The organism is Nocardiopsis kunsanensis DSM 44524 (assembly GCF_000340965.1).
GTDB lineage: Bacteria > Actinomycetota > Actinomycetes > Streptosporangiales > Streptosporangiaceae > Nocardiopsis > Nocardiopsis kunsanensis.
Genome location: NZ_ANAY01000010.1, coordinates 20,581 through 46,654, shown reverse-complemented (window position 1 = coordinate 46,654; position 26,074 = coordinate 20,581). Strand labels below are relative to the sequence as shown.

General features: G+C 71.8%; 25 protein-coding genes. 13 read left to right on the top strand and 12 right to left on the bottom strand.

What is annotated here, in order from left to right; genetic code table 11:
• Positions 1 to 38: 38 nt before the first annotated feature.
• The 4 genes from D456_RS27060 to D456_RS23805 form a co-directional block, all read right to left on the bottom strand.
• A complete protein-coding gene (locus D456_RS27060; RefSeq protein ID WP_169335997.1) occupies positions 39 to 212 on the bottom strand; it encodes a hypothetical protein in 174 nt (57 codons plus the stop codon).
• 44 nt (positions 213 to 256) lie between these two features.
• Positions 257 to 1,291: a C40 family peptidase gene (locus D456_RS0107965; RefSeq protein WP_017575643.1), complete on the bottom strand. Its 1,035-nt coding sequence runs from the start codon at positions 1,289 to 1,291 to the stop codon at positions 257 to 259.
• A gap of 457 nt (positions 1,292 to 1,748) precedes the next feature.
• Positions 1,749 to 3,647 (bottom strand): S9 family peptidase, encoded by a 1,899-nt coding sequence (locus tag D456_RS0107960; RefSeq protein ID WP_017575642.1) that lies wholly within the window; start codon positions 3,645 to 3,647, stop codon positions 1,749 to 1,751.
• A 125-nt stretch (positions 3,648 to 3,772) separates the two neighbouring features.
• Positions 3,773 to 4,216 carry an Rv3235 family protein gene (locus D456_RS23805; RefSeq protein ID WP_051049423.1) on the bottom strand — a complete coding sequence of 148 codons (444 nt, stop codon included), beginning with the start codon at positions 4,214 to 4,216 and terminating at the stop codon, positions 3,773 to 3,775.
• 159 nt (positions 4,217 to 4,375) lie between these two features.
• On the opposite strand from D456_RS23805, the gene D456_RS0107950 reads away from it, so the two are divergent.
• From D456_RS0107950 to D456_RS0107930, 5 genes are all read left to right on the top strand, one after another.
• On the top strand, positions 4,376 to 5,200 hold the full coding sequence (locus D456_RS0107950; protein WP_017575640.1) for a glycerophosphodiester phosphodiesterase family protein: 825 nt from the start codon (positions 4,376 to 4,378) through the stop codon (positions 5,198 to 5,200).
• Positions 5,201 to 5,208: 8 nt separating this feature from the next.
• Positions 5,209 to 6,612 carry an MFS transporter gene (locus tag D456_RS0107945; RefSeq protein WP_017575639.1) on the top strand — a complete coding sequence of 468 codons (1,404 nt, stop codon included), beginning with the start codon at positions 5,209 to 5,211 and terminating at the stop codon, positions 6,610 to 6,612.
• A 92-nt stretch (positions 6,613 to 6,704) separates the two neighbouring features.
• Complete coding sequence (locus tag D456_RS0107940; RefSeq protein WP_017575638.1) at positions 6,705 to 9,680, top strand: DEAD/DEAH box helicase; 2,976 nt, start codon at positions 6,705 to 6,707, stop codon at positions 9,678 to 9,680.
• Positions 9,677 to 10,333: a hypothetical protein gene (locus D456_RS0107935; protein ID WP_026115673.1), complete on the top strand. Its 657-nt coding sequence runs from the start codon at positions 9,677 to 9,679 to the stop codon at positions 10,331 to 10,333. Before D456_RS0107940 ends, D456_RS0107935 begins: the two co-directional genes overlap by 4 nt.
• A 196-nt stretch (positions 10,334 to 10,529) precedes the next feature.
• Entirely contained in the window at positions 10,530 to 11,366 is an 837-nt protein-coding gene (locus D456_RS0107930; protein WP_017575636.1) for an SAM-dependent methyltransferase, read from the top strand.
• 46 nt (positions 11,367 to 11,412) lie between these two features.
• Here D456_RS0107930 and pcaD read toward each other — a convergent pair whose 3' ends face one another.
• Positions 11,413 to 12,207 (bottom strand): 3-oxoadipate enol-lactonase, encoded by a 795-nt coding sequence (gene pcaD, locus D456_RS0107925; protein WP_017575635.1) that lies wholly within the window; start codon positions 12,205 to 12,207, stop codon positions 11,413 to 11,415.
• A gap of 195 nt (positions 12,208 to 12,402) precedes the next feature.
• Between pcaD and D456_RS0107920 the strand changes: the two genes are divergently transcribed.
• On the top strand, positions 12,403 to 13,188 hold the full coding sequence (locus tag D456_RS0107920) for an IclR family transcriptional regulator domain-containing protein (protein ID WP_017575634.1): 786 nt from the start codon (positions 12,403 to 12,405) through the stop codon (positions 13,186 to 13,188).
• A 102-nt stretch (positions 13,189 to 13,290) separates the two neighbouring features.
• Entirely contained in the window at positions 13,291 to 14,172 is an 882-nt protein-coding gene (locus D456_RS0107915) for an aldo/keto reductase (protein WP_017575633.1), read from the top strand.
• A 71-nt stretch (positions 14,173 to 14,243) separates the two neighbouring features.
• Here the strand turns inward: D456_RS0107915 and D456_RS0107910 are convergent, their stop codons facing one another.
• The 3 genes from D456_RS0107910 to D456_RS0107900 form a co-directional block, all read right to left on the bottom strand.
• The gene (locus D456_RS0107910) at positions 14,244 to 14,765 is read right to left on the bottom strand and encodes a GNAT family N-acetyltransferase (RefSeq protein ID WP_026115672.1); all 522 of its coding nucleotides are present in this window, start codon (positions 14,763 to 14,765) and stop codon (positions 14,244 to 14,246) included.
• Between the two features lie 48 nt (positions 14,766 to 14,813).
• Positions 14,814 to 15,581: a thioesterase II family protein gene (locus tag D456_RS0107905; protein ID WP_017575631.1), complete on the bottom strand. Its 768-nt coding sequence runs from the start codon at positions 15,579 to 15,581 to the stop codon at positions 14,814 to 14,816.
• 125 nt (positions 15,582 to 15,706) lie between these two features.
• A complete protein-coding gene (locus tag D456_RS0107900) occupies positions 15,707 to 16,534 on the bottom strand; it encodes a hypothetical protein (protein ID WP_026115671.1) in 828 nt (275 codons plus the stop codon).
• Positions 16,535 to 16,879: 345 nt separating this feature from the next.
• Between D456_RS0107900 and D456_RS0107895 the strand changes: the two genes are divergently transcribed.
• The 3 genes from D456_RS0107895 to D456_RS0107885 all read left to right on the top strand — a co-directional run bounded on the left by D456_RS0107895 (position 16,880) and on the right by D456_RS0107885 (position 19,511).
• The gene (locus tag D456_RS0107895) at positions 16,880 to 17,494 is read left to right on the top strand and encodes an HAD family hydrolase (protein WP_017575629.1); all 615 of its coding nucleotides are present in this window, start codon (positions 16,880 to 16,882) and stop codon (positions 17,492 to 17,494) included.
• A gap of 144 nt (positions 17,495 to 17,638) precedes the next feature.
• A complete protein-coding gene (locus D456_RS0107890; RefSeq protein ID WP_017575628.1) occupies positions 17,639 to 18,430 on the top strand; it encodes a siderophore-interacting protein in 792 nt (263 codons plus the stop codon).
• Positions 18,431 to 18,518: 88 nt separating this feature from the next.
• Positions 18,519 to 19,511, top strand: coding sequence for an iron-siderophore ABC transporter substrate-binding protein (locus D456_RS0107885; RefSeq protein ID WP_017575627.1), 993 nt, complete (start codon positions 18,519 to 18,521; stop codon positions 19,509 to 19,511).
• A gap of 9 nt (positions 19,512 to 19,520) precedes the next feature.
• Here the strand turns inward: D456_RS0107885 and D456_RS0107880 are convergent, their stop codons facing one another.
• Positions 19,521 to 20,423, bottom strand: coding sequence for a serine hydrolase (locus tag D456_RS0107880; protein WP_017575626.1), 903 nt, complete (start codon positions 20,421 to 20,423; stop codon positions 19,521 to 19,523).
• Positions 20,416 to 21,309, bottom strand: coding sequence for a LysR family transcriptional regulator (locus tag D456_RS0107875; protein WP_017575625.1), 894 nt, complete (start codon positions 21,307 to 21,309; stop codon positions 20,416 to 20,418). The genes D456_RS0107880 and D456_RS0107875 overlap by 8 nt, the downstream gene beginning before the upstream one ends.
• A gap of 143 nt (positions 21,310 to 21,452) precedes the next feature.
• Between D456_RS0107875 and bla the strand changes: the two genes are divergently transcribed.
• Positions 21,453 to 22,370 carry a class A beta-lactamase gene (gene bla, locus D456_RS0107870; protein WP_017575624.1) on the top strand — a complete coding sequence of 306 codons (918 nt, stop codon included), beginning with the start codon at positions 21,453 to 21,455 and terminating at the stop codon, positions 22,368 to 22,370.
• A gap of 59 nt (positions 22,371 to 22,429) precedes the next feature.
• On the opposite strand, the gene D456_RS0107865 is transcribed toward bla, so the two are convergent.
• Positions 22,430 to 23,035, bottom strand: coding sequence for an HD domain-containing protein (locus D456_RS0107865; protein WP_026115669.1), 606 nt, complete (start codon positions 23,033 to 23,035; stop codon positions 22,430 to 22,432).
• Positions 23,036 to 23,102: 67 nt separating this feature from the next.
• A complete protein-coding gene (locus tag D456_RS0107860) occupies positions 23,103 to 24,530 on the bottom strand; it encodes an N-acetylmuramoyl-L-alanine amidase (protein ID WP_017575622.1) in 1,428 nt (475 codons plus the stop codon).
• Positions 24,531 to 24,732: 202 nt separating this feature from the next.
• Between D456_RS0107860 and D456_RS0107855 the strand changes: the two genes are divergently transcribed.
• Both D456_RS0107855 and D456_RS0107850 read left to right on the top strand, forming a co-directional pair.
• Positions 24,733 to 25,167 carry a DUF6153 family protein gene (locus D456_RS0107855; protein WP_230479897.1) on the top strand — a complete coding sequence of 145 codons (435 nt, stop codon included), beginning with the start codon at positions 24,733 to 24,735 and terminating at the stop codon, positions 25,165 to 25,167.
• A gap of 73 nt (positions 25,168 to 25,240) precedes the next feature.
• The gene (locus D456_RS0107850) at positions 25,241 to 25,894 is read left to right on the top strand and encodes a DUF305 domain-containing protein (protein WP_017575620.1); all 654 of its coding nucleotides are present in this window, start codon (positions 25,241 to 25,243) and stop codon (positions 25,892 to 25,894) included.
• The last annotated feature ends 180 nt before the right edge of the window (positions 25,895 to 26,074 follow it).

The following is a 26,074-nucleotide window of genomic DNA, read 5'->3' as shown; positions in this document are numbered from 1 at the left end:
GCGCCCCGGAAGGTTCGCGCGGTCCGGGGGCCGGGCCTTCAGCGGACGTTGCCCGAGTTCTCGCGCATCATGCGTACGCCGAGGTGGACCACCCCGATGAGGAGACCGATCGCGATGACCCACACGAGCAGGCCGACGATCACCGACAACACCCAGAAGAGGGCGATGACGGCGGCCGCACCCGCAGCGGCCTTGAGCAGTACACGTCCCATGTCGGGAAGAATACGCACCTTCACCTGGAAGTGAACACCCCGGGTCATCCCACGCGCACGGCGGTGGTGAACACGCTGTCCCAGTAGTCGGCCAGGTTGACCTCCTCCAGCGGCTTGGAGGGGTTGGAGCCGTGGATCATCCGGCCGTTGCCGGAGTAGATGCCCACGTGGCTGGGTGCGGCGGCGTCGTAGAAGAAGAGCAGGTCGCCGGGCCGGACCTGGTCGCGCGAGACCTGCGTTCCGGCGTTGACCTGGTCGTAGGTGGTGCGCGGCAGGTTCACCCCGGCCTGGGCCCAGGCGGCCTGGGTCAGGCCGGAGCAGTCGTAGCTGTCGGGGCCGGTGCCGCCCCACACGTAGGGCTTGCCGATCTGGGCGCGGGCGAAGTCCAGGACGGCCTGGACGTCTCCGGAGGCGGCCGTCCCGCCTCCGCCGGAGGGGTCGCCGACGGGTTCGGTGGAGGCCGTCGGGTCGGTCCCACCCAGGGTGTCGAGCACCTCGGACTGTTCTTCCAGGGCTTGCTCGCCCTGTTCGAAGGAGGTCTCGGCCTCCTCCAGCGCGGTGGCGGCGCGCTCCTCGGCCTCGGTGGCCTGGGAGAGCAGGCGCTCGGAGCGCTCGGCCTCCTCCACGTAGTCCGACATCACCGCTTCCTGGCCCACGGACAGGAAGTCCAGGTCGGCGATGGTCTGCAGCACGTTGTCGGGTGAACCGCCGAAGAGGAGGCCGGGGAGGCTGTGGGTGGAGCCGGTGTAGGTGCTCTGCGCGATGGCCGAGACCCGGCCCGACATCTCCTGGAGGTTCTCCTCGGTCTCCTCCACGCGTTCTTCGAGGTCGGAGACCTCGGCCTCGGCGGCTTCGTGGTCCTCCTGGGCCTGGTTGTAGGCCTCGTTGAGTCCGGAGAGCTCCTCCTGGAGCTGTTCGTAGCGTTGTTGGGCCTCCTCCTCGGTCGGGTCGGCCAGGGCGACCCCGGAGGAGAGCAGGACCGAGCCCAGGGCCAGGGATCCGATGGTGGCGGAACGGCGGCTCGCACGGGAACCGGCCGCGGGGTTGCGAGTCAAGGGACCGCTGCCTTTCTCCCACATCCGTCTACCGGCGCAGGACGTCCCGAGGACACACCTGAGCACAGGTGTGACCGGGGAGGTGTGGGAGGGGGTCCCGAGGGCGGCGTGTGGAGAAGGACCGCGGACGATCGGGCTGCTGCACCGGCCTCTGCTCCTGGGAAAGGGCGAACTACGAGCAGAGCTCAACGGCAAACCGGACGCTGCCCCCGGGTAGGGGCAAAAGGGGCGAACCGATTCAAAGGAACCCTAAAACACCCCTCGGGCTCGACGCGACCCGATCGTGACCTTCCACTGAACCGGCTTTGAACTGCACAGACGTACGATCGGCCCCGCCGAGGGCCCGCAGCGCCCTTCTCGTCGGCGGTTCGCGCGCGCACTTTTCCGACCAAGGGAACACCGAACACGGCCGCGCATGTGAGCCGACTCACCACGGGAACAGGAAGGGCGGCCGGGACACCCGCCCCGGCCGCCCCCTCCATCACAGGTGACGCCCCCACCAGTCCAGGACCGCCTCGAAACGGGCCACCCGGTGGCTGGGCAGGCCCGAGCGCGAGAGCTCGTGCCCCTCCCCCGGGAACAGCAGGAGCTCGGTGTCCTCACGGCGGCGACGCAGCCGCAGGTACAGGCGCTGAGCCTGCTCGACCGGGCAGCGCCAGTCCTGCTCGGAGTGGATGATGAGTGTGGGAATGTCGATGCGGTCGGCGTAGGCCAGCGGGCTCTGGCGCGCCCAGTCCTCCTCGGGCCCGTAGAGCGGGTGTGGGAAGAGCGAACCGATGTCGGAGGAGCCCTCGAAGCTGTCGACGGAGGTCAACGCCCGCTCGGGGACGGCCGCACGGAACCGCTCCCCGTGGTGGGCCGCCATCCACGTGGTCATGTAACCGCCGTGGGAGCCACCCATGACCCCGACCCGGTCGGCGTCCAGGCGCTCGTCGGCCAGTGCGGCATCCAGGAAGGCCAACAGGTCGGTGGCGCTGACCCGGCCGACGTCGCCGATGATCGCCCGCGCGTGCGCCTGGCCGTACCCGGAGGAACCGCGCGGGTTGCACAGCACCACCGCGTACCCGGCCTCCACCAGCACCTGTGTCTCGTCGAAGACCTGGTGGCCGTAAGGGGCGAAGGGGCCGCCGTGAATCATCAGCACCACCGGGTGCGGTCCCCGGTCCCCGGGTACGGCGACCCAGCCGTGCACGGGGTGGCCGTCGGGGGTGTGCGCGGTCAGTTCGGTCACCGGGTACGGGTCCAGCTCCGCGAGGGAGGTCAGCGGGCTCGCCCCCTCGGGACCGACACGTACGAGTTCACCGCTGCTACGCCCGTCGGCGACCACGGCCACGGTGACACCGGCCCGGTGGTCGAAGGACTGGGCCTGGACGGGACCGCCCAGGAGGGTCTGCGGCTCTCCCCCGTCCAGAGGCACCCGGAGCAGGTGCACGGCGCCGCGCCGGTCGGCGAGCAGCAGGACACCGTCGTCGAGGACCTGCAGGCTTTGCTGCACGTGGGGGCCGTCCTCCTCGTCGGTCAGGCGCACCGGTCCGCGCCCGCCCTCGAGGGGGACCCGCCACAGGCCGGGGGTACGCCCCACGAAGTCACGGAGGTCGTCGCCGAGTGCGGCCCCGGGGAAGAAGACGGTGGTGCCGCCGGGGTCCGGGGCCGGCCCCTCGGTACCGATACGGCCGTGGGTGAGTCGGCGCGGCCGTGCCCCTTCCTCCGGGGCACACGCCCACACGTCCGCGACCAGGTCGGTGTCGGCCTCCTCGTGCAGGGAGGCGCTGAAGAGGAGCTCGCTGCCGTCAGGGGTCCACGCGGGTGCACCGTGGTCGGCGCGGGCCCCGGTGACCTGCACGGGTGCACCGGGAGCGGCCTCGGGGTCCAGGGGGGCGGTGACGAACACGTGCCGGGGGCGGTCACGGAGGAACCCGAGCCCGTCGATGCGGTACTTGAGGGTGGTGATGCGGCGCGGCGCCTCCTTGGCCGGTTCGGTTCCGGCGTAGCGGCCCTGGTCCGGCACACGCGCGGTGTAGGCCAGCCGGGTGGAGTCGGGGCTCCACGCGGGGTCGGCCGCACCGAGGGGGTGGTCCGTGGCCTTCCAGGGTTCGCCACCGTCCACCGGCAGGAGGTGGATCTGGACGCGGTCGTCGGCATCGGGACGCAGGAACGCGATCCAGCGCCCGTCCGGCGAATGGACCGGACCGGAGTCGTGTTCGCCCCGGGTCAGGGGACGCGGCGACTGCGAGCCGTCGGTGGGTACGGTCCACAGCCCGCCGACATAGGTGTCCTTGTCCAGGTCGGGGCGGGTGAGGGCGAAGACCGCCCAGGCGCCGTCGGGCGACAGGGAGGGCGTGCCGAGACTGTGCAGACGGGTGAGGTCGGCAGGTTTCATAACGGGTCGGCCGTGGCGGCACGAGGGCGGGCCGCGGGCCTCCTCCTTCGGTTCGGGGGTGAGGGTTCAGACTATCGGCGCACGTGCTCGCGGAGCCGGGGCTCTGCCGTGCGGGGCCCGGCTTCTCACCGGGAGCGGGGACGGCCCGGGGCAGGCCGCAGGTCGGTCTCGAGCTGGGAGCATACCCAGCGTCCTTGCCGGACCGTGGCGCGGAAGGCGAAGACCCGGCGGCGGCACCGGCATCCGACGACGGCGCTGGCCTCCACCTGGCGGGGCACGGGGCTCTGGTGGAAGACCCGGGTCAGGCGCGGCGCGGTGCAGCAGGCCAGGCTGCTGCGCAGGGCCCGGAGCTGTTCGCGCACGGGCACGGTGAGCGCGGGGCTGAGGGATTCGGGGGTGCGCTGTCCGACGAGGACCTCGGCGATCTGTTGGGCGAGGCGGCACACCGCGGGCGGGGTGCGGTGTCCGTGCAATCGGGCGGGGCGGCGGGCGTGCGCTGTCCTGTACGCGTCCGGGCGGGCGGCAGGGTGGGCCGGGTGGTGGGCACGGCGGCAGGGCTGATGGGTCATGACCGTTCCCTCTCCTGTGGGGATGAGCGCCTCCACCCCTGCACAGAGCACACGGGAACGCGGAACGGTCACCTGGAATTCCAGGTTTTTCCCGTGAGGCCACCGGAGCGTTCCGCCCGGGCCCGCACCGGTTCCGGGTGAGCGGGCATACTGCAAGGCGTGACACACGCGTACCTCTCCGCCCCCGTCCCCGTGGCTCTGGCGCACCGGGGCGGGTGGCTCACCGACGACCGGGGCGAGCGCCTGACCGAGCTGGAGAACACCGCGGTGGCGTTCCAGAACGCGATCGACCTCGGGTACACGTACCTGGAGACCGACGTGCACGCCACCTCCGACGGCGTGCTCATGGCCTTTCACGACACGACACTGGACCGCACCACCGACCGGACCGGCGCGATCGGGGACCTGCCCCACCGCGAGGTGGCCCGGGCCCTGGTGGCCGGGCGCGAACCGGTGCCGCTCATGGAGGACCTGCTCGGCTCGTGGCCGCACGCGCGGTTCAACATCGACCTGAAGGCGGACGCGGCCGTGGAGCCGGTGGTGGAGGCACTGCGCCGTACGGGTGCCTGGGACCGGGTGTGCCTGGGCTCCTTCGACCAGGCCCGGCTGGAGCGCGTGCGCTCCCTGGTGGGCCCGCGGGTGGCGACCTCCTGCGGGCCGCTGGACGTGGTGCGGCTGCGGTTGGGCTCACTGAGCGGGCTGCTGTCGCCCTTGGCTCCCCGGAGCCCGGCCTGTGCGCAGATCCCGCTGCGCCAGGGTTCCTTCCCCGTGCTCAGCCGCGATCTGGTCCGCACCGCCCACCGCGTCGGCATGCAGGTGCACGTGTGGACCGTCAACGACCCCGGGGTGATGGAGCGCCTGCTCGACGCGGGTGTGGACGGCATCGTCACCGACAACACCGCCGCACTGCGCGAACTGCTGGTGCGTCGCGGACAATGGCCCGCCTCGGCGGGCTCCGACGGCGAGACGGCCAGGAGAGGTTGAGCCCCTGTATGTCCTCCACTCCCCCACCCGGCCGGACCGAGAAGGCCCCGTCCCCGGACCCGGCCCAGCGGCGGCGCGAACAGCGCGGCTGGTACGTCTACGACTGGGCCAACCAGGTCTTCATCACCTCGGTGGTGACGGTGTTGATCGGCCCCTACCTGTCGGGGCTGGCCTGTGGAGCCGCGGGCGCTCCGGGCACCGAGGCGTGCCTGGACCCGGCGGTGCGCATCCGTCCCTTCGGGGTGGACTGGATCAGTCTGCACCCGAACGCGCTGCACCCGACACTGACCACGGGTGTGGTGCTGATCCTGGTGGTGCTGTTGCCGGTCGTGGGCGCGTTGGCCGACCACACCCGGCACAAGAAACGATGGCTGTTCTGGTTCGCCGCAGGCGGGTCGGTGGCGATCAGTTCGCTGTACCTGACCGACGACTACCGCCTCACCTCGTTGCTGTTCGTGCTCGGCAACATCTGTTACGGGCTCTCGATCGTCGTCTTCCACTCGTTCCTGCCCGAGATCGCCACCTCCGACGAACGCAACCGGGTGTCGGTGACCGGGTGGTCGTTGGCCTACCTGGGCGGGGCGGTACTGCTGACCTTCCACCTGGGGCTGGTGACCTTCGCGCCCGATCTGGGGATCGGCAACGGCGAGGCGGTCCGGATCGCGTTCGCTTCGGTGGGTGTGTGGTGGCTCGGTTTCTCGGTGCTGGGAATCCGGCCCCTGCGCAACCGGTACAGCACGCTGGCGCTGGGGCAGGGCCGGCCGCAGCTGGGCGCATCGCTCGGACAGTTCGGGCGCACCCTGCGCGACATGCGCAACTACCCGAACACCCTGTTGTTCCTGTTGGCCTTCGTCTTCTTCAACGACGGGATCCAGGCGGCGGTCTATTTCGCGGGCAACTTCGCCGTGCAGGACCTGGGGCTGTCGTTGACGGTGCTCAGCGCGACGATCCTCCTGATCCAGTTCGTGGCCTTCGCCGGAGCCCTGATGATGGGGCGCATCTCGCGGGTGGTGGGCACCAAGGCCACGGTGCTGGCGAGCTTGGGCGTGTGGTGTGTGCTCGTCACGTGCGGGTACTTCCTGCCACCGGGCGAGCCGCTGCTGTTCGTGCTGCTGGGGCTGGGCATCGGCACGGTACTGGGTGGGACCCAGTCGTTGGCGCGTGCCCTGTACTCGCTGCTGATCCCCAGCGGACGCGAGGCGGAGTACTTCAGCCTGTACCAGTTGGCGGACCGGGGTTCGACCCTGCTGGGCTCGGCCACGGTGGCGCTGGTGGTGAACCTGACCGGCGGGTACCGGACGGCGATCTTCTCGCTGCTGGTCTTCTTCGTCATCGGCGGTGTCCTGCTGTGGCGCACCAACCTGCGGGCCGGTATCGAGGCGGTCGGCAACACGGTGCCCCGGCACTTGTGAGAAAGGCGGGCCCCGGCCGTGTCCCGTCCTGTCGTGGCCCACGGTGATACTGGACCGCGGAAGGACACGAGCGGTCGGGAAGGACGTCGAGGGTGCTGGTGCTGCACGGGGTGTGGGACGGCGGGACACTCGCGGTCTGGGGTGAGGCCGAGCTCACGGATCCGGTGGTGCGGCGGCCGTCCCGCGCCGGGGCCCACCCCTTCGCCCTCCGGGCCCGGACACTGCGTTCGGTGCTGTCCGGTTCCGGGGTGGGCGGGCGGGTCGGCGAGCTCGCCCTGACCCTGCCGGGCGATCCCACGGGACCGGTGCACTCGACCCTGGCCGGTCGGGACACCGGCCCGGCCGGGGCCCACCCCTGGACGGTCCCGGCGGTGCACCTGTCCCCGGCTGAGGCGGTGCGGTTCCTGTCCGCACCGGCACCGGAGGGCACCGTCCTCGGCCCGGCGTTGGAGCACCTGGGTGCGGTGCTGGCCTTCGCCGAACACCTGGTGGGGACCGGATGCGTGCTGCCCGACCTCGTGGGCCGGCCTGCCCGGGCCCGCTGGCGCCCGGCCCCGGTCGAGCAGGCCGAGCGCCACTTGTCGGCGCTGGCCGCCGCTCTGCCCGCGGCCTCCCGCGCCCACCTTCCGGGCGCCGACGCCGACACGGTGACCCGCCGGTGTGTACTCGCACCGGTGGAACTGCTCACCGACGCCGTGGCGCGCGGGCGCGCCCGCGCTCCGGTGCGGCCCGGCCCCGAGCGGGCCGGGTCCCCGGAGGATGCGCTCGCACACGCGCTGACGGGCGACGACGCACACGTGGGACCCGAGTCCGTCGAACGTCTGCGTGTGCCCCTGCGGCGGTGGCGTTCGCGGGTCCGGGGCGCGGGCCGGGCCGAGCTGCTGTTCCTGTTGCGTGAGCCCGAGGACGAGGGCCCGCAGGTGTGGTCGGTGGAGTTCTGGGTGCGTTCGGCCGCCGAGCCCGGGCTGCGGCTGCCGCTGGAGCAGGTGTGGTCGGGCGAGGGAGCGGCCTGGTTGCCCGAGAACACGGCGGCCACCGTCTCGGCCGACCTGCGTGCGGCGGCCCGGTACTACCCGGCGCTGGGGCGGGTGGCCGACCAGGCGGGGCCCACGCACCTGAGCCTGCGTACCGAAGGTGCCGAGGAGTTCGTCCACCGGTACGCCCCGCGGTTGAGCGCGGCCGGTCTTGCGGTGGTGCTGCCCGACTGGGCGGGCCGCCGGTCCCTGGGGCTGCGTATGACGGTCTCCGAGGGGCAGGGGCGGCGCCGCAAGGGCGGGGTGGGCCCCGACGACCTGGTCGGGGTGTCCTTCGAAGCGCTGTTGGGCGGCGACGACGAGCCCCTGGACCGGGCGGAGCTGGAGGAGCTCGCCGAGCTGGCGCGGCTCAAACGGTCGCTGGTGCGGGTGCGCGGCCGGTGGTCGGAGATGGATCCGGGCCAGGTCGAGGACTTGTTGGCGGCGATGCGCCGGCAGCGCCGGATTCGTCGTGAGCAGGCGTTGCGGATGGCCGTGGGGGCGGAGCAGGCCCCGCTGCCGGTGGCCGAGGTGGTCGCCGACGGTCCGCTGGGGCAGTTGCTGGACGGCGGGGCCCGGGCCGAGCTGCGGCCGATGGGCGCGCCGCCGGGGTTCTCGGGCACGCTGCGCCCCTACCAGGACCGCGGTGCGTCCTGGTTGCGGTTCATGGGTGAGCTGGGGCTGGGTGCGGTGTTGGCCGACGACATGGGCCTGGGCAAGACGGTGCAGTTGTTGGCGTTGTTGACCGACGAACGTGCCGAGGGCACCGCGGCGGGGCCGACGCTGCTGGTGTGCCCGGTGTCGTTGGTGGGCAACTGGCGCCGGGAGGCCGAACGTTTCGCCCCCGGTCTGCGGGTGCACGTCCAGCACGGGCCCGACCGGCCCTCGGGCAACGCGCTGGCACGCCTGGCGGGCTCCTGCGACCTGGTCGTGACGACCTACGGGGTGGTGGCGCGCGACGGCGAGGAGCTGGCGGCGCTGCCCTGGTACCGGGTGGTGTGCGACGAGGCCCAGGCGTTGAAGAACCACGGCACCCGGCAGGCGCGGGCGGTGCGCTCCCTGCCGGCCTCGACCCGGATCGCGCTGACGGGCACACCGGTGGAGAACAACCTGGACGAGCTGTGGTCGGTGATGGATTTCGCCAACCCGGGGCTGCTGGGGGATGCGGCCGACTTCCGCCGGGCGATGGGTGAGCGGGCCGAGGCCGAGCAGGGCGAGGGCGAGCACACCGACCTGGTACGGCGGCTGACCGGCCCTTTCGTGCTGCGGCGGCTCAAGACCGACCGGTCCATCATCTCGGACCTGCCGGAGAAACATCTGGTGCGTACCTGGTGCACCCTCACCTCCGAGCAGGCCTCGCTGTACAAGGCGGTGGTGGACGAGATGGCGCGGCGTCTGGAGGAGGCGGACGAGCGTGAGCGCAAGGGGTTGATCCTGACGACCATGGCGCGGTTGAAGGCCGTCTGCAACCACCCGGCCCAGTTCCTGGGTGACGGGTCGGCGCTGGCGGGGCGGTCGGGCAAGGTGGACCGTCTGGAAGCGGTACTGGGCGAGGTGGCGGCCCAGGGCGACAAGGCGTTGTGTTTCACCCAGTACGCGCGTTTCGGGGAGCGCCTGGTGCCGTACCTGCGGTCGCGGCTGGGTGTTCCGGTGCTGTGGTTGCACGGGGGGACCCCGCGCGCGGAGCGGGAGGCGATGGTCGAACGTTTCCAGAACGCTGCGGGCCCGGCGGTCTTCGTGCTCTCCCTCAAGGCGGCCGGGACCGGGTTGAACCTGACCGCGGCCAACCACGTGGTGCACGTGGACCGCTGGTGGAACCCGGCGGTGGAGAACCAGGCCACCGACCGGGCCTTCCGCATCGGACAGCGCCGCGACGTGCAGGTGCGCACGATGGTGTGCGTGGGCACGCTCGAGGAACGGGTGGAGGAGATGATGGAGCGCAAGAGCGCGCTGGCCGAGGGTGTGGTCGCCACGGGCGAGGAACGGTTGGCGCAGCTGTCGGTCTCGGAGTTGCGTGAGGTGGTGCGCCTGGCGCCGGAGGCGGTGGCAGGTTGAGTACGTGGGCACGGTTGGTGGCCGAGGCCCTGCCCGCCCCGGAGCGTGCACCGGGGCCGGTGGAGCGGTGGTCGGTACGCCCCGGTGAGGTGGGGGCCCGGGTGTCCGGGCACGAGGTGAGCCTGATCCGTCCGGTGGCCGGGGAGGAGGACTGGGAGCGGGTGTGTGCGGCCCTGGCCTCCCAACCGGTCTTCCGGGGCCCGTCCCTGGACGGCCGGTTGCCGGTGGAGTCGGAGCGGGTGTTCGCGGTGGTGGGTCTGCCGCTGGTGCCCCCGGGGTGGGGCCCGTTGGCGGCCTCGTGCTCGTGTGCGCAGTGGCGTTCGGTGTGCGGGCACCTGGGCGCGGTCGTGGAAGAGCTGGGGGTGCGGGCCGACGCGGATCCGTTCGTGCTGGTGCGGTGGGCCGGCAGTGACCGGTCCGAGTTCGTGGCGCGGGTGGGCGCGGCGGCGGCGCGCCAGGACGGCCGGGAGGGCCCGGACGCGCCGCACCGGCCGCGGACGGGCGGGGCGGACCCGGCGTCGGCGGCGGTCTTCTGGTCGGTGCCGGACCTGCCTGCCCTGCCGGAGGGCCTGGCTGAGGCGGGTGCGCGGGTGCGGGCGTCCGCGCCGGGGCCGCTCCTGGACGGCCTGCCCGTGTTCGATCGCCGCACGTGAGCGCGCGGTGGAAGAATTTCCGCCCTCCGAATTTTTCTCTCGGAAAACCCCTTCCTGTCGGCGGTGCGCGTTCTACGATGCGCCTTACGGCGGTGCCCCGCGTACCTTCGGGGCACCCAGCACGCGCTCCGACGACCACCGAGAAGGAGGCAGGGGCCGCTCACCCCGTCCCGGGGCGAGTTTCCCCACAACGCCGATGAACGACCGTTTTCCCCCCGGTGTCGACATGCGCACGCCCAGCGTCGCACGGATGTACGACTACTTTCTCGGGGGCAAGGACAATTTCGCCGTGGACCGTGAATCGGCCGATGTCCTTCTGGAACGCATTCCCGAGATCATTCCGTTGTCCCTGGACAATCGCGCCTTCCTGACCCGGGCGGTCGACCACGTGGCCCAACAGGGGGTCGTGCAGTACCTGGACCTGGGCGCGGGGCTGCCCACGGTCGAGAACACCCACAACGTGGCGCAGCGGGCGGGGCGCGACGTGCGTGTGGTCTACGTCGACAACGACCCGGTGGTGTCGGTACACGGCCGGGCCCTGCTGACGGACCGGCCCGGGACCGCGTTCGTGCTCAGCGACATCCGCGACATCGACGGGATCCTGGCCTCACGCGAGGTACGTGCGCTCATCGAGTTGGACCTGCCCGTGTGTCTGATGCTGGTGTCGATCCTGCACTGCCTTCCCGACTCCGACCGGCCCTTCGACATGGTGCGCCGGACGATGGCGCGCCTGCCGTCGGGGTCGTACCTGGTCTACTCCCACATCGTCTCCGACGACAGCGACACCGCCACATGGCTGACCGACCGGATGCAGGGATTCGGGACCCCGTGGGGGCGGGTGCGCTCCCCCCGTGAGGCGGCGGCGGCATTCGAGGGCCTGGTCCCGGTCAGTGCGTGGCCGGACGGGCGTGCGGAAGGGCCGAGGGTGGTCGACTGCGCGAGCTGGCGCCACCCCGACCGGGCGCCGGCCGAACGGCCGGCTGACGAGAAGACCGCGCTGTGGGAGTTGTCGGGGGTGGCGGTCAAACCCTGAGGTGTGCGGTGTGTCCCCGCCGCGCGGGGACACACCGCGGCCCGGGTCAGGGCCGTGGGTCCCGGCCTCCGTCCTCGGGGGCCATGTGCCGGGCCAGGAGGGTGTTCACACGTGGTGCCTGCTGCCAGGACAGCAGGTGTGCGGCGTGGTCGAGCACCACCAGCTGGGCCCCGGGTATGCGCTCGGCGATGAGGTCGGTGTTGCCCTGCACGGGGGTGGCTTCGTCCTGGGCCCCGCCGATGACGAGGGTGGGGACGGTGACGTGGGGCAGTTCCTCGCGTACGTCCCATCGGGAAATGGCCTCGCAGCACGAGGCGTACCCCTCGGCGGGGGTATCTGCGATGCCGTCGCGCAGTTCCTCCACCTCGTCCGCGTGGGCACGGGCGTAGCCCTCGGTGAACCAGCGGCCCACGACGGCGTCGGCCAGGGCGCCGGGGCCCTTCTCGCGGGCCAGGGCAGCGCGGTCCAGCCAGTTCTGGGGCGGGCCGGGGTAGGGCGAGGTGGCCAGCAGCGCGAGACGGTCGATGCGGTCGGGGGCGTTGAGGGCCAACCACTGGCCGATCATTCCGCCCAGGGAGATCCCGGCGTAGTGGGCGCGGGCGATGCCGAGCCGGTCCATCAGGGCCAGGACGTCCTCGCCCAGGTCGGCCATGGTGTAGGGGCCCTCGGGCACGGGTGAGAGGCCGTGCCCGCGCAGGTCGAAGCGTACGACCCGGAAGTGCGTGGACAGCTCCTCGGCCTGCGGCTGCCACATCTGTGCGGTCGAGCCCAGGGAGCCGCCCAGCAGCAGGGGCGGGGCCTCCGAGGGCCCGGTCACGGTGGTGTGGAGATCGACGCTCATGGTGTCCGTGCTCCGTTCGGGTCGGGTGGCTCTCGCGCCGGTACTACCCGCGGTGCGGTGCCGTGACGCCGGTGCATGCTCACGTGGCGGGAACGCTTGCCCCGCAGGGCTTGAGCGATCCCTACGGGATCCCACGGGTTCCGTTCGGCGTGAGAACATCGGTCCGAGCACACCCGACACCAGGAAGGCTCGGCCATGTCCGACGACCAGGCCCGCGGCGGGCACTTCGTTCAGTCGCTGGAACGCGGGCTCGCCGTGATCCGCGTCTTCTCGGCCGAACACCCGGCGATGACGCTGAGCGAGGTCGCCCGGCAGACCGGTCTGACCAGGGCGGCCGCACGGCGGTTCCTGCTCACCCTCACCGACCTGGGGTACGTGCGCACCGACGGGCGCCTGTTCTCGCTGACCCCGCGCGTACTCGACCTGGGGTATGCCTATGTGGCCTCGGCCGGGTTGCCGGAGGTCTCCCAGCCGCATCTGCAGGACCTGTCGGCGCGGGTGCGTGAGTCGGTATCGGCGTCGGTGCTGGACGGCGACGAGGTGCTGTACGTGGCGCGGTCGGCGGCCTCCCGCATCATGACCGTTTCGGTGACGGTGGGGACCCGGTTCCCGGCCTCGGCCACCTCCATGGGGCGGGTGTTGCTGGCCGGGCGTGGCGAGGAGGAGTTGGCCTCCTACCTGGGCCGGGTGGAGCTGCCCGCGTTGACGCGCTTCACCGTTACCGACCCCGCGCAGTTGCGGGCCGAGTTGGACCGGGTGGCCGAGCAGGGGTATGCGTTGGTCGACCAAGAGCTGGAGGAGGGGCTGCGGTCGTTGGCGGTGCCGGTCCGCGACGGCTCCGGCGAGGTGGTAGCCGCGGTCAACATCTCCACGCACGCCAACCGCACCTCGGTCGACGGGGTGGTGCAGGAACTGCTGCCGGCGCTGCGCACGACCGCCGGGCGCATCGAGACCGACCTGCAGTCGGTCGACCGGCGTTGACCCGCGCCGGCGCGGGCCCCGCGTGCCGCGACGCCTTGCGGTACCCGGTCCGCCCTGAGATCCTTCCCCGGAGCCGCAGACCATGAGGACCTCAGGAGCACCGTGACCGACGTACACGCCGCACCGGACATCGCCGAGCAGTCGGGGAGCTTCCGTATCGGCGGGGACCTACCGGTCCACCGGCTGGGTTTCGGGGCGATGCGTGTGGTGGGCGAGGGGGTGTGGGGCCCGCCCCGGGACCGTGACGAGGCTCTGTCCGTGCTGCGCCGGACGGTGGAGCTGGGCATCACCTTCATCGACACCGCCGACTCCTACGGGCCCCAGATCAGTGAGCGGTTGATCCGCGAGGCGCTCTACCCCTACCCCGACGACCTGGTCGTCGGGACCAAGGCCGGGTTGGCCCGCACCGGGCCCTCGCAGTGGCACAGGTTGGGCCGCCCCGCCTACCTCAAGCAGCAGGCGGAGCTGAGCCTGCGCAACTTGGGGGTGGAGCGCATCGACCTGTTCCAGCTGCACCGCATCGACCCCGAGGTGCCTCTGGCCGACCAGCTGGGTGCGCTCGTGGAGTTGCGGGAGCAGGGCAAGATCAACCACATCGGGTTGAGCGAGGTGACGGTGGACGAGCTCAGCGCCGCCCGCGCCATCACACCGATCGCCTCGGTACAGAACCAGTACGCGCCTTCCTTCCGCCGGTCCGAGGACGTGCTGGAGCAGTGCGAGAAGGACGGGATCGCGTTCCTGCCGTGGGCACCGGTCGCACGCGGGGAGATGGCGGGCGCGGACTCGCCGCTGTCCACGATCGCCCGGGAGCGCGGGCTGGCGCCGGCGCAGTTGGCCCTGGCCTGGCTGCTGCACCGCTCCCCCGTCATGGTGCCGATCCCGGGCACGTCCCGGGTGTCGCACCTGGAGGAGAACACGGCGGCGGCCTCGGTTCGCCTGTCGGGGGCCGAGGTGGAGCGCATCAGCCAGTTCCTGGGCTCTTGAAGGGGCTCGGCGACGGCCCGGGGCCGGGTGGTGTGGCTGCCCGGCCCCGACACGAGCGGTAGGTGGACGCCTCAGCCGGGGCGCAGCCGGAAGACCTGCAGGGTCATGTCGTAGTACTTCTCGGTCTCGCCGACCCATTCCATGCCCAGCCGGCGGGCCACGGCGATGGCGCGTTCGTTGTCGGGCCGGGCGACCGCGAAGATCTCCTCGATGCCCTGTTTGAACGCCCATCCGGTGATGGCACGGCTGGCCTCGGTGGCGTAGCCCTGTCCCCAGACGTCGGGTCGCAGGGCCCAGGTGAGCTCGAAGTCCTCCTCGAAGGGCGGAAGAAGCTTCACCGAGAGCCCGCCCACCAGCTGCCCGTCCTCGCGGCGGGTGATGGCCCAGCGCCCGGCGGGCGGCATCAGGTTGGGTCCCGACTCGATCCAGGCGTGCAGGACCGAACGCATGGCGTCGGTGTCGTTCACCGGGCGCCATTCCGGTGTCAGCCAGTGCGCAACCTCGTCGGCCCCGTAGACCTGCAGGGCCTCCTCGGCATCGCCCAGCTCCCACTCCCGGATGAGGAGTCGGTCAGTAGACAACTCAAGGCTCATAGCACAACGGTAACCCGGCACCAAGCACCGCAACAGGGGTGCCGACGATCAGTCTCCCACCCCGGTGGGTACGGCCGCGCGGATGTCGGTGACGATGCGGGCCACGACCTCGCGGGTGCGTCCGACGAAGTAGAAGTGGTCGCCGGGCAGGGTGTGGTGCACGACCGGCCCGTCGGCGTGCTCGCGCCAGGCAGCCATGCGGGAGGGCGGCATGCCCGGGTCGTCGGCCCCGCCCAGGACCGACAGGGGCAGACGCAGGGGCGGCCGGGCCGGATCGGGGCGCCAGGTGTCGACCAGGTTCAGGTCGGCGCGGACGACGGGGGCGATGCGGGCCCACTGGTCGGGGTCGGCCAAGGAGGAACGGGGCGTTCCTCCCATCCCTGCGACGATCTCGCGTAGTTCGGCGTCGCTGCGCAGGTGCCGGGGTGCATCGCGTTCGGGCCCGTGGGCGGGGCTCCAGGCCGAGACACCGAGCCAGGCGGGGTCGGCCTCGGCCGGGTCCGCGAGCAGGTGGTGGGCGAGCTCGTGCGCGACGAGGGCGCCCATGCTGTGGCCGAAGAGGCCGTAGGGGCGGTCGCGCAGATCGTCGGTGGAGGCGGCCAGGTGGCGGGCCAGGGCGCGGGCCTCCCGGAAGGGCTCGAGGTGGGCGGAGCTGTCGCGTCCGGGCGCCTGGAGCAGGCAGATCTCCCAGTCCTGGGGGAAGTGCCGTACCCAGGACCGGTAAGCCTGTGCCGTTCCGCCCGCGTGGTGCAGGACCAAGAGCCGGAACCGGCAGTCGGGAACGGTCTTGATCCTGGTCAGGACCCCCTGGTGCACTGCTCTCCTCCGTCGCCGAAACGCGGCTCGGTCTGCCGCGACACGGCGAACTTACCAGCGAGTAATAAGAGCGGGGGCACCGGAGGGACCGTCCCACACCCCTCCGGGCCGTTCCACGGGCCCGCTCACCCCCGGCGCAACAGAGTGCGCGTGACCTGCACACCCGTGTACAGCAGGGGTAGGGCCACCAGTGTCAGGGCCGCGGCGCTGCGTTCGGCCCAGCCGCGCCCGGGCGCGAATGTGTCCGGTGCCATCCAGGGCCCGAAGGGTCCCCCGCGCAGGGCCGTGCCTCCGGTCACGAGCGTGTACAGCAGCGCCGCGCTCCACACCAGGGCGACCAGGGCGAAGAGCGCGCTCGCACCGGCGGCCACCAAGGCCGCCCCGGAGCGGGAGGGACGCGGCCGGGTGACGGGCGCACGCACGTCGCGGGCGATCATCAGGGCCGCGCACACCACCAGCACCCCGAACACGATCCGGGCCAGAGCACCGGCGGTGACCTCCTGCGCGGCCGGAGGTGCATCGGCCCCGAAGAGCGCGGAGGCCAGCTCGGCCGCGCCGCCGGAGGGATCCGGGGGCAGGGCGACGGGACTCGGGGCAGGCACGGAGAACCAGGCCAGGACGAGCAGCAACGCCCCGGCCAGGACCACGAAGGGCGGCCAGGGCCCGCGCGGGAGCAGGCACAGCAGGAGTGCGTGGCCCAGCACGACCGCGTACCAGGGATACAGGAGCGGAGCCGGTTCGGTGAGCACGATGGCGTCGAGCACACCCGGCCCGGGCTCGGCAAGGCCCCGCAGGAGCGGCCCCAGACCACTGACCAGGACGAGCCCCGCGGCCAGCCCCAGGGCCACGGACGCACGGCCCAGAAGGAACCGCGCCCACGCCCTCCCCCGGGATCGGGAGGGCCCGGGGGAGGGCGTGGGCGCGGGGAGGCGGGTGTCGTGCTCGGTGCTCAATCAGGACCTTTCTCGTGCGGATGCCTCGTGCGCGCCCAGGCCCCGTCGCCGGGGCCTCCCTCGGCGGGGCGACCGTGGGACCGGTGCACACGGCGGCCGCCCGTTACCTGCCCGGAAGGGGCTGATAGGAGCGCACATGGCCGGAAGCGGTCACCGACGGGGCCGGCACGACGGGCCTCTGCGCGGTGTTCGGGGAGGTCGACGGGGAGGTTTCCGTCGACAGGACCCGGGGCACCGCCGAAGATGCGTGTGGAGCGGTGGAACGTTCGGTGCGGGCGGTGCAGGACGGACAGAGCCGCCCTAATGTGGGGCTGCCGTGACAACGCAGCTCTTGGAGGCCTCCTCATGGACACCGTTCTGTTCGACATGTTCGGCGTGATCGCCCGCACTCAGTCGGCGCAGAGCAGGGCTGCTCTGGAACACGCCTCGGGTATACAGCCGGGGCTGTTCTGGGAGTGCTACTGGGGCGAGCGCTTTCCCTACGACCGCGGTGATCTGACCGGCCCGGCCTACTGGCGTTCGGTGGGACGCCGGGCGGGCACCGAGTTCGACGACCGGCGTGTGGCCGAACTGCTCGAACTGGATCTGGAGAGCTGGTCGCGGGTGGACGAGGACATGGTCTCCCTCGCCGAGGGCCTGTCGGCATCGGGGGTGCGGTTGGGGATGCTCTCCAACATCCCCTTCGAGATCGCCGACATGTTCGAGGCCGACCACGCCCGGGTGCTTCGGCTGTTCCCCGTGTTGGGGTTCTCGTGCCGGATCGGCCGCGCCAAACCGGATCCCGAGTCGTTCGGTTGGTGCTTGGAGGGCCTGGGCGTGGAGCCCGGCCGTGTGTTGTTCGTCGACGACACCGAACGCAACGTCACCGCCGCCCGTGAGCTGGGCCTGGGCGGGCACCACTTCACCTCTGCCGCAGGGTTGCGCGAGGAGCTGGCCGCGCGCGGTCTCACGAGGGGCTGAGGGTCCCCGCTTGCTCCCGGGCCCGGTCACCGGATCGGGGCCGGGTGCGTGGGGCCCGGGGGTGCACAAAGGCGAGGATATTGGTTAGGCTAACCTCACTGAAGCCGTCGCCCGTGTGACCTGCCCCGGAGGGCCGCCTTGCGCATGCAGTTTCCCGACCACCGCCGGATGATGCGTACCCGTGTCTCGCACGTCGAGCGGACCACCGACAACTTCGTGACGGTGACCGTCAGCGGCGCCGACCTGGCCCACTTCGAGTTCCTGGGCAACGACCAGTGCGTGCGTGTGTTCTTCGCCCGCCCCGGACAGGAGCACCTGACCCTGCCCGAGTACGACGGCGAGGGCTGGTTCCCCCAGTACAAGCAGATGCCCGACGAGGTCCGCCCCTACGTGCGCAACTACACCATGCGCCGCTTCGATCCGGACACGCTCGAGCTGGACATCGAGTTCGTCGCGCACGGGGACGAGGGCCCGGCCTCGGCATGGGCGATGGCGGCGTGCGAGGGCCAGGAACTGGGCCTCTTCCCCGAGTGCGTCTACTACCTCCCGCCGCCCGAGGCCGACTGGCACCTGCTGGTGGGCGACGAGAGCGCGGTCCCGGCGCTGCTGGCGATCCTGGAGCAGGCCCCCGACGACCTGCGCGCACGCGTCTACCTGGAGGTCCCCTCCTCCGCTGACGTGCGCCCGGTACGCGCCCCCGCGGGCACGGAGGTGCACTGGCTGCCGCGCCAGGACCCGAACGCGACCCCGGGCCGGCTCGCGCTGCGCACGGTGCAGTCCTCCGACCTTCCCGAGGGGCGCCCCTACTGCTGGGTGGCCGGGGAGAACGGCCTGCCCACGGGGCTGCGCCGCACGCTGGTGCGCGAGCACGGGGTCCCGAAGGAGGACATCTCCTTCATGGGGTACTGGCGCGAAGGGGTCGCCGCCATCGCCTGATCCCGTCCGCACGTGCCTGCGGACCGCGCCCGTCCGGACATGTCAGAACCGGGCAAGACTGAACCTGCGATCGTTTGCTGAGAGATCCATGAACATCGACCCGCTCCCCCGTGCCGGCGTACTCGGCACCGCGGCGGCCTGTCTGCTGCTCGCCACCTCCTGCGCCGGCCAGACCCCCGACCCCGGCTCTGCCGACGGCGAGGACGCCCTGACCGTCGAGACCGTCCACGGCGAGGTGGGTCTGCCCGAGGTCCCCACCGACGTGGTCGCCCTCGGGTGGTCGGACGCCGAGACCTGCCTGGCCCTGGGTGTGGAACCGGTCGGGGTCGCCGACTGGCTCGAGTACGGCGGAAACGGGGTCGGCCCCTGGGTCGAGGACCGGGTCGAGGGCGACCCGGTCCAGCTCGGCACCATGGAACCCAATGTCGAGGCCACCGCCTCCTTGGAACCCGACGTCATCCTCGACACCCGCTCGGACCTGACGCAGGAGCGCTACGACATGCTCTCCCCGGTCGCCCCGGTCGTGGGCCCGCCGCCCGGTGTCGAGACCACCTACGGCACCACGTGGCAGGAACAGACCCGCCAGGTCGCCGCCGCCCTCGACAGACAGGAGCGCGGCGAGGAGCTGGTCACCGAACTGGAGGGGCGCTTCGCCGATCTGCGCGAGGAGCACCCCGGGTTCACCGACAGCACCATCGCGGTGGGCGCCTACAACTACGACGGCGGGTTCGGCGCCTACGTTCCCGGCGACACCCGCGCCGACCTGCTCACCGACCTCGGGTTCGAGTACGACGACGAGCTCGCCGACATGGCCGACGGCGCCTTCTACACCGACCTGTCCGCCGAGAACGTACAGGCCCTGGACGCCGACCTGACCGTGGTCTTCCCCCTGGAGGCGGGCGCGGCCGGGGAACTGGAGAGCGACCCGGTGCTGCAGGACCTGGACTCGGCCCGGGACGGGCGCCTGATCGTGCTCGACGACCAGGACCTCATCGACGCCTTCTCCAGCGGCTCGGTCCCGGGCGTGCACCACGCCCTGGACGGGATCGTGCCCCGGCTGGTCGAGGCTCTCGACCAGTGATCCCCCGTCTCACCAGGCGCGCAGGTGATCGTGCAGGCGCCGGGCGACCCGGCCCATGAGGGCCTCGGCACCGGGCTGCGCGGCCGCCGGTACCTGCGACTCGGTCAACGCCGCCACCGCCAGCGCCTGACCGTCGGCGTGCTCGACCACCCCGATCTCGTGGCGGCAGTTGAGCACGGTCCCGGTCTTGGACGACCACGTGGCCGAGTCGGAGGCGAAATCGGGCGAGAGCCGGTGCCGCAACATGTTGGCACCCATGAGCCCGCGCACGTGTGCGGCCACCGGACCGGACACCGCCGTCGGCCGCCACAGAGCCTGCAGCAGGTCCACGTAGGCACGCGCGGAACCGGAACTGGCGTGGGTGACGTCGAGCTGGCGCACGGGGTGCCCGTGGCCCTCGGTGGAGGCACCGATGGCCAGTTCCAGAGCCAGATGGGTGTCGCCGGGTGCCAGGGCGCGCATGGGTGTACCGGTGAGTTCGGCGATGCCGTGGCGCACGCTGATGCCGTGCACACCCACACGGCGCAGCACCCCGGCGATCCGCTCGGGCGGGGTGAGATCGAACAGGAGCTGGGCCGCGGTGTTGTCACTGAGCGCGGTGGCCAGGTACAGCAGGTCCTCCACCGCCACCCGGGCCGGGTGGCGGAACCGGCTCAGCCCGAACGGTCCCGCGGTGGTGTCGCGCCCCGGGACCATCTCGACGGTGCGCGAACCGTCGAGCTCGCCCCCGTGGATCCGTTCGACGGTGGCCAGGGCCAGGGGCACCTTGACCAGGGATGCGGTCGGGTAGGGCAGGTCCGGGCCCAGAGCGAGTTCTTCGCCGCTGTCCAGGTCCCGCACGAGGAAGGAGCCGCGCAGACCGCCCTCCTCCAGGGCCTGCTCGAGGTCGCGCACCAGTGCGCGCTCACGCATCGTCCTCCCTCTCCGTCCGGGCGCCCAGGCAGCGACCCAGCGCCCCGGTCAGGTGGGCGCGCACCCGCGCGCCCGCGTCGTCGTCGGTCCCGGCCAGAACATATCCGCGCTCCAGGACGGCATCGCGCACGGGCAGCCAGTCCAAGGACAGTTCCTGGGCCTGGCGAGGCGAGCACAGCAGCAGATCGTCGCGGGTCAACACCTCGGTGAGCGCCCCGGCCACGCTCGGGGCGAGCACCACTTGGCCCGGACGCAGACCCACGGCATCGCGCACCCGGGCGAGCCGGTCGCGTACGTGCGGGACGTCGTCCTCGGGGGTGATCCACACACGCCGCCCCGGGGCCTCGATGTGTTCGCGTCCCACCCGCAGGGATTCCAGGCGTACCCCGCGCATGTGCGGTGGGTGGGTCCCGGCCAGGCCCAGCGGAACCACCCAGGCGGCCTCGTCTGCGGGCACGGTCTCCAGCGCCAGACGCACCTGGTGGGCGTTGATCAGGGAACGGCGTTCGGCACGGGCCACCGGGCGCAGGTCCAGGTGGAGCCCGTGGCTGCGTGCCTCGGCGTCCAGGTGGGCCAGGTCCAGGGTGGTGCACAGGTCGGGCACCGCCAGGGAGACCGGCCGGCGCAGCGCACGCTCGGCCTCCTCCCCCAGGTCGTCGGCGAGGGCGACCAGGCGTCGGGCGGTGGGCAGCATGTCACGGCCGAACACGGTGAGTTGGGCCCGCCGGGCGGCACGGTCGAACAGGGGCGCACCCAGGTGCTCCTCCAGGGCGGCCACCCGGCGGCTGGCGACGGGTTGGCGGACCCCGGCGGCTGCCGCGCCGAGGGTGAAGCTTCCGCGCTCGCCCACGTGGACGAACACTCTGCACGCACCGACCAGATCCATGACCGGTGACTATACCTAAACCGCATGGAAGAAGCGGTTTCGGTCTTGGACCGCATCACGTGCGCAGGAGCAGACTCCTGGGTGTGTCCGTCGAGGCGGTCCGCCCCGATGGCGGACCTCCCGTGACCCCAGAAGGAGTTTCCATGTCCGTACGCACCCTGACACGTCCCACGGCCGCCCTGGCCGCGACCCTGGTCCTGGTCCCCCTGTCCGGATGCGGCACAGGGCAGGCCGCACCGGTCTCCTCCCCCTCCTCGTCCCCGTCGACCGGGGCCGAGGAGGCCTTCACCGGGCTCGAGGAGGACTACGACGCACGCCTGGGGGTCTACGCGCTCGACACCGGCACCGGCCAGGAGGTCGAGTACGGTGCCGACGACCGGTTCGCCTACGCCTCCACCTTCAAGGCCCTGGCCGTGGGCGCGCTGCTGGACCAGCACGGGGCAGAGGTCCTGGACGAGAGGATGGACCTGTCCGAGGAGGACCTGCTCACTCATGCGCCGATCGCCGAGGAGTTCCTGGACCAGGAGCGCACGGACATGACCCTGCGCGAGGCCTCCGACGCCGCGGTCCGCTACAGCGACAACACCGCCGCGAACCTGGTGCTGGAGCGGTTGGGCGGCCCGGAGGGGTACCAGGAGGCGCTGCGGGAGATCGGCGACGACACCACCAGCGCCGACCGGTGGGAGGAGGAGCTCAACGAGGCTGCCCCCGGCGACGAACGCGACACCAGCACCCCGCGTGCGATGGCCGAGAACCTGCGCACCTACGTGCTGGAGGAGGAGCCCCTGGCCGAGGACGAACGCGAGTTCCTCACCGACCTGCTGGTGCGCAACACCACCGGTGACGCCCTGATCCGGGCCGGGGTGCCCGAGGACTGGGAGGTCGGCGACAAGACCGGCGGGGGCGGCTACGCCACCCGCAACGACATCGCGGTGGCCTGGCCCCCCGAGAGCGACCCGGTCGTGATCGCGGTCATGTCCAGCCGCGGCGAACAGGACGCCGAGTACGACGACGCCCTGGTGGCCGAGGCCACCGAGACGGCCGTCGAGGCCCTGGACTGAGCCCGGAGGCCGTACGGTGCCCGGTCCTGCACGCCCGTGGGGCGGAGGGCCGGGCCCGGTCAGTGCCGCACGGAGTGGCCGTACTCGGCAGCGATCTTCTCCACCGGGGGTTCACCGAACCGCTCCACCATCTTCTCGAAGAGCGCGGCCTTGTCCGGACCGAAACGGCTCACTTTCTGCGTGTAGGCGCGGGCGGTCAGGAACGCCGGCGGATCCGACTTGCTGTGGAACTTGTCGGCGTACATGACGAGTTCCTCCTCCAAGGTGTCGGGGAGGTAGTCGGCCGGCGGGATCGGCAGCTCCCGGGTGCGCACCTCGTGCTCGGTGATGCCGGTACCGGTGTGGCAGGAGCAGAACCGGCACAGCACCTCGGGCATCCCGGCCCCCGCCAGCAGTTCGTGGCCCAGCACACCGTGGCGCACGTACTGGGTGTGGTCGAGCCGCCCGGAAGCGTCGAAGAGACGGTAGACCCCGATGTCGTGCAGCAGACACCCCGCCCGCACCAGAGCCACGTCCAGGGGTTGGATGTGGGGGACGGCAGCGATGACGTGTTCGGCCAGGTCGCACACGATGCGGCAGTGGGTGTACACGAGGTCGAAGGCCTCGCGTGAGGGCGCGTGCTCGGCATGCAGCGCACGGATCTCGTCGTCGGTGGGTACCTGCATACCGAGCAGACTACGTGTGCGCAGGCGGTGCACGGCAACCGCAGGGGCGGGCGGGCCCCGCGTGCCTTCAGTCGCTGTCCTCCCATTCGGCGGGTTCGGCGAAGGTACCGTCCTGCACCATCCCGTAGGCCTCGTCCCCGGGGCATGAGGTGGAGACGAAGTCGCGGTGGCCCAGGACGGCGCCGTCGATACTGCTGGAGGGCTCCATGAGCCATTCGCGCAGTTGGCGCACGGCGTTGATCTGTTCGGGGGTGATCGTGTCGTTCGGCCCGGTGGCCAGCGTCACCGAGTAGTGGGTGGTGTTGCCCCCGGGCTGGGCGGCCTGGGTGCGGAAGGGCCCGCGCCCCTCCATGACGTTGCCGTGTGCACACGCCATGAACGAGTTCCCGGTGAAGTACACCGTGCCCTCGCGCCGGGCCAACCAGGTGGTGTCGGGGGTGCTCGGACACCAGATACGTCCCTCGTAGGGCTCGCGTGTGGTGGCCAGTTCCTCCTGCGCCCCGGTGGTGGTGCGGGTACCCGGGCTCACCGACCACAGCCCGTCCGTGTTCTCCAGGGTGCTGGAGCGTCCGGCCAGGACCGCGGCGAACTGGAAGGCGTCAGCGGCCGCGCGGCTGCGCCAGCTCGGGCCGGGGCCGAGCGCACCGACGGTGTTGAGCAGCAGGTCGAGCTGGGCGCGGGTGAGGGAACGCAGGAACGCGGGGCCGGGCACGCGGGCGGGCGCGTGGCGTTCCAGGACCTCGGTGGCCTCGCCGGAGAGCCGGAACTCGGTGTGCTCGTCCTCGCGGATCTCCTCCCAGTGGGACGGTTCGCTCACCAGGTCGTGCAGAGCGGCACGCAGGCGTGCTGCGGTGTGCAGGCCGGTCCCGTCGGGCCCGGGGTCGGCCCAGTACCAGGCCACGGCCTCCACGAGGGCATCGGTCCACTTGGCCTCGCGGGGCAGGTCGGCGCAGGGCGCGGCCGTTTGCAGCCGGTCGGTCCGGGTGAGGGTCGCGGTGGTGGCCCAGCGGCGTGTGGTGGCCGGGGGCACCGGGCCGTGCAGGCCTTCGGTGCGTTCGACCGGCCAGCGGTGCTCGGAGGTGGTCAGGGAGGAGTGGCCGCGGCCTTGCATACGCACGAGGGTGCGCGGCATGGCAGGGAAGACGTTGACCGCCTGGACCGGCTGCCACCGGGACATACCGGTCCGGTGGTCGAGGGTGAGGACGAGGTCGCCCTCATCGATCCCGGCAAAGGTGCGCCACCCGTCCTCGGTGAGGATCTCGGTGGCCTCGTCGACGCAGTACCCGATGTCCGCCCAGCCGCGGGAGGGGCCGGTGTGGAAGTCGCGGGTGCTGTTCCAGTAGGCCTCGCAGGAACTGTGTTCCTTGTCGGCCAACCCTTGGTCGGCGCTGTCGTAGTGGACGACCAGGCCGTCCTTGGGGTCGGCCGGGTCGGCCGGTGAGTGGGGAGGCCAGCCCAGGTCGGACCGCCACTGGAGTTTGTCTGGTTCGGGCATGTGGATCGCCCCTTCGGGAGGACGGGAGGATCAGTCACTGGCACGAGCCGGGGGACAGGGGGAGTGCACACTGTGTCCTACCCACTCCGGTCGGTGATATTCGCCGATGTCCGCCGGGGGAAGGAAGGTCTCACCACCCCTCCCCGGCCCCGGGCACCGAAGGTCGCCATCCGCATCCAGCGGGTGCATATACGATGACCGCATGTCGAGCCGAGGGAGCACATTCGCCTCAGGGGGCCGCCCGGGTCCCGTGTGGTTGAGGCTGGTCCTGCTCCCTCTGCTGCTTCTCGGGTTCTCGGCCATGCACACGCTGGGCCACGCCGAGAGCGAGGCCCACGTCCCGGCTTCCACGGTCACCGCGGCCCCCGCCGAGGGGGAGCACACCACGGGCGAGCACAACGCCGCCCCCTGGGTCGAACAGGCCGCCGGGGAAGACCTGCCGGAGCTGGACCCCACCGAGATGTGCCCGGTATCGAGCGTGTTCCCCGTGGTCACGCCGGGGGCGGCCACGACGGTGGCCACCCCCTGGCCCCAACCGCCGCCGCGGTGGACGGCCACCGTCCGTGCTTTCGACCCCTCCGGTGTGGAGGCCGAGAACAGGCCCTCCCTCGCCGCCCTCCAGATCCTGCGCGTCTAGATGCCCCGCCACGCCCCCGGCCAGGGGCGTGGCACCGCAGGCACACACCGCAGAGGACTGACGAGGAAGACCCATGATGACCACGACCACGTTCCGGTACGCCCTCAACGGTGCGGCCGCCGCACTGGGCATCTCCCTGGCCCTGACCGCGTGCGGACAGGGCCACGGTGAGACCCCTCCCGACACCGGATCGGCAGGGCAGGAGCAGCACAACGGGGCGGACGTGGAGTTCGCCCGGATGATGATCCCGCACCACGAACAGGCCGTGGAGATGGCCGACCTGGCCCACGACCGCGCCGGCGACGAGGTCGGTGGACTGTCGGAGGAGATCCGCGGCGCCCAGGGACCCGAGATCGAACGGATGCAGCAGATGCTGCAGGACTGGGGGGCCGACGACACCGGCGGGGACACGGACCACAGCGGCATGCCCGGCATGCTCTCCGACACACGGATGGAGGAGCTGGCCGCCGCTGAGGGCGAGGAGTTCGACACGCTCTTCCTGGAACTGATGATCGAGCACCACGAGGGCGCGGTCGACATGGCCGGGACCGTCATGGAAGAGGGCACGGCCCCCGAGGCACAGCAGTTGGCCGAGGAGATCGAGCAGACCCAGGAGGAGGAGATCGAGCAGATGCGCACCATGCTCGGTAACGACCCCTCCGCCGAGGACGCCGAAGGCAGCGACGGGAACCACGACACCGGGGACGGGGGCAGTGAGGACCGCTGATCCCGGTCCCTGACCACCACGGGGCCCGTCCCGTGCCACCGGGCACGGGACGGGCCCGCCTCGTGCCCGGAGCACCCTGGATTGGCACCGGGCCGCACGGGTGTCCTACAATCACGCACGATGTCTGGTCCCGCCCGTTTCTTGTGCATGGCGCTCATCTCCATGTCGATCACGAGCACC

Coding starts and splice junctions, on each gene's coding strand:
- D456_RS0107910 (WP_026115672.1), bottom strand. CDS start 14,765: ATGAGCCTTGAGTTGTCTACTGACCGACTCCTCATCCGGGAGTGGGAG.
- D456_RS0107965 (WP_017575643.1), bottom strand. CDS start 1,291: ATGTGGGAGAAAGGCAGCGGTCCCTTGACTCGCAACCCCGCGGCCGGT.
- D456_RS27060 (WP_169335997.1), bottom strand. CDS start 212: ATGGGACGTGTACTGCTCAAGGCCGCTGCGGGTGCGGCCGCCGTCATC.
- D456_RS0107875 (WP_017575625.1), bottom strand. CDS start 21,309: ATGGATCTGGTCGGTGCGTGCAGAGTGTTCGTCCACGTGGGCGAGCGC.
- D456_RS0107880 (WP_017575626.1), bottom strand. CDS start 20,423: ATGCGTGAGCGCGCACTGGTGCGCGACCTCGAGCAGGCCCTGGAGGAG.
- D456_RS0107865 (WP_026115669.1), bottom strand. CDS start 23,035: ATGCAGGTACCCACCGACGACGAGATCCGTGCGCTGCATGCCGAGCAC.
- D456_RS0107945 (WP_017575639.1), top strand. CDS start 5,209: ATGTCCTCCACTCCCCCACCCGGCCGGACCGAGAAGGCCCCGTCCCCG.
- D456_RS0107895 (WP_017575629.1), top strand. CDS start 16,880: ATGGACACCGTTCTGTTCGACATGTTCGGCGTGATCGCCCGCACTCAG.
- D456_RS0107960 (WP_017575642.1), bottom strand. CDS start 3,647: ATGAAACCTGCCGACCTCACCCGTCTGCACAGTCTCGGCACGCCCTCC.
- D456_RS0107920 (WP_017575634.1), top strand. CDS start 12,403: ATGTCCGACGACCAGGCCCGCGGCGGGCACTTCGTTCAGTCGCTGGAA.
- D456_RS23805 (WP_051049423.1), bottom strand. CDS start 4,216: ATGACCCATCAGCCCTGCCGCCGTGCCCACCACCCGGCCCACCCTGCC.
- bla (WP_017575624.1), top strand. CDS start 21,453: ATGTCCGTACGCACCCTGACACGTCCCACGGCCGCCCTGGCCGCGACC.
- D456_RS0107850 (WP_017575620.1), top strand. CDS start 25,241: ATGATGACCACGACCACGTTCCGGTACGCCCTCAACGGTGCGGCCGCC.
- D456_RS0107860 (WP_017575622.1), bottom strand. CDS start 24,530: ATGCCCGAACCAGACAAACTCCAGTGGCGGTCCGACCTGGGCTGGCCT.
- pcaD (WP_017575635.1), bottom strand. CDS start 12,207: ATGAGCGTCGATCTCCACACCACCGTGACCGGGCCCTCGGAGGCCCCG.
- D456_RS0107930 (WP_017575636.1), top strand. CDS start 10,530: ATGAACGACCGTTTTCCCCCCGGTGTCGACATGCGCACGCCCAGCGTC.
- D456_RS0107855 (WP_230479897.1), top strand. CDS start 24,733: ATGTCGAGCCGAGGGAGCACATTCGCCTCAGGGGGCCGCCCGGGTCCC.
- D456_RS0107885 (WP_017575627.1), top strand. CDS start 18,519: ATGAACATCGACCCGCTCCCCCGTGCCGGCGTACTCGGCACCGCGGCG.
- D456_RS0107890 (WP_017575628.1), top strand. CDS start 17,639: ATGCAGTTTCCCGACCACCGCCGGATGATGCGTACCCGTGTCTCGCAC.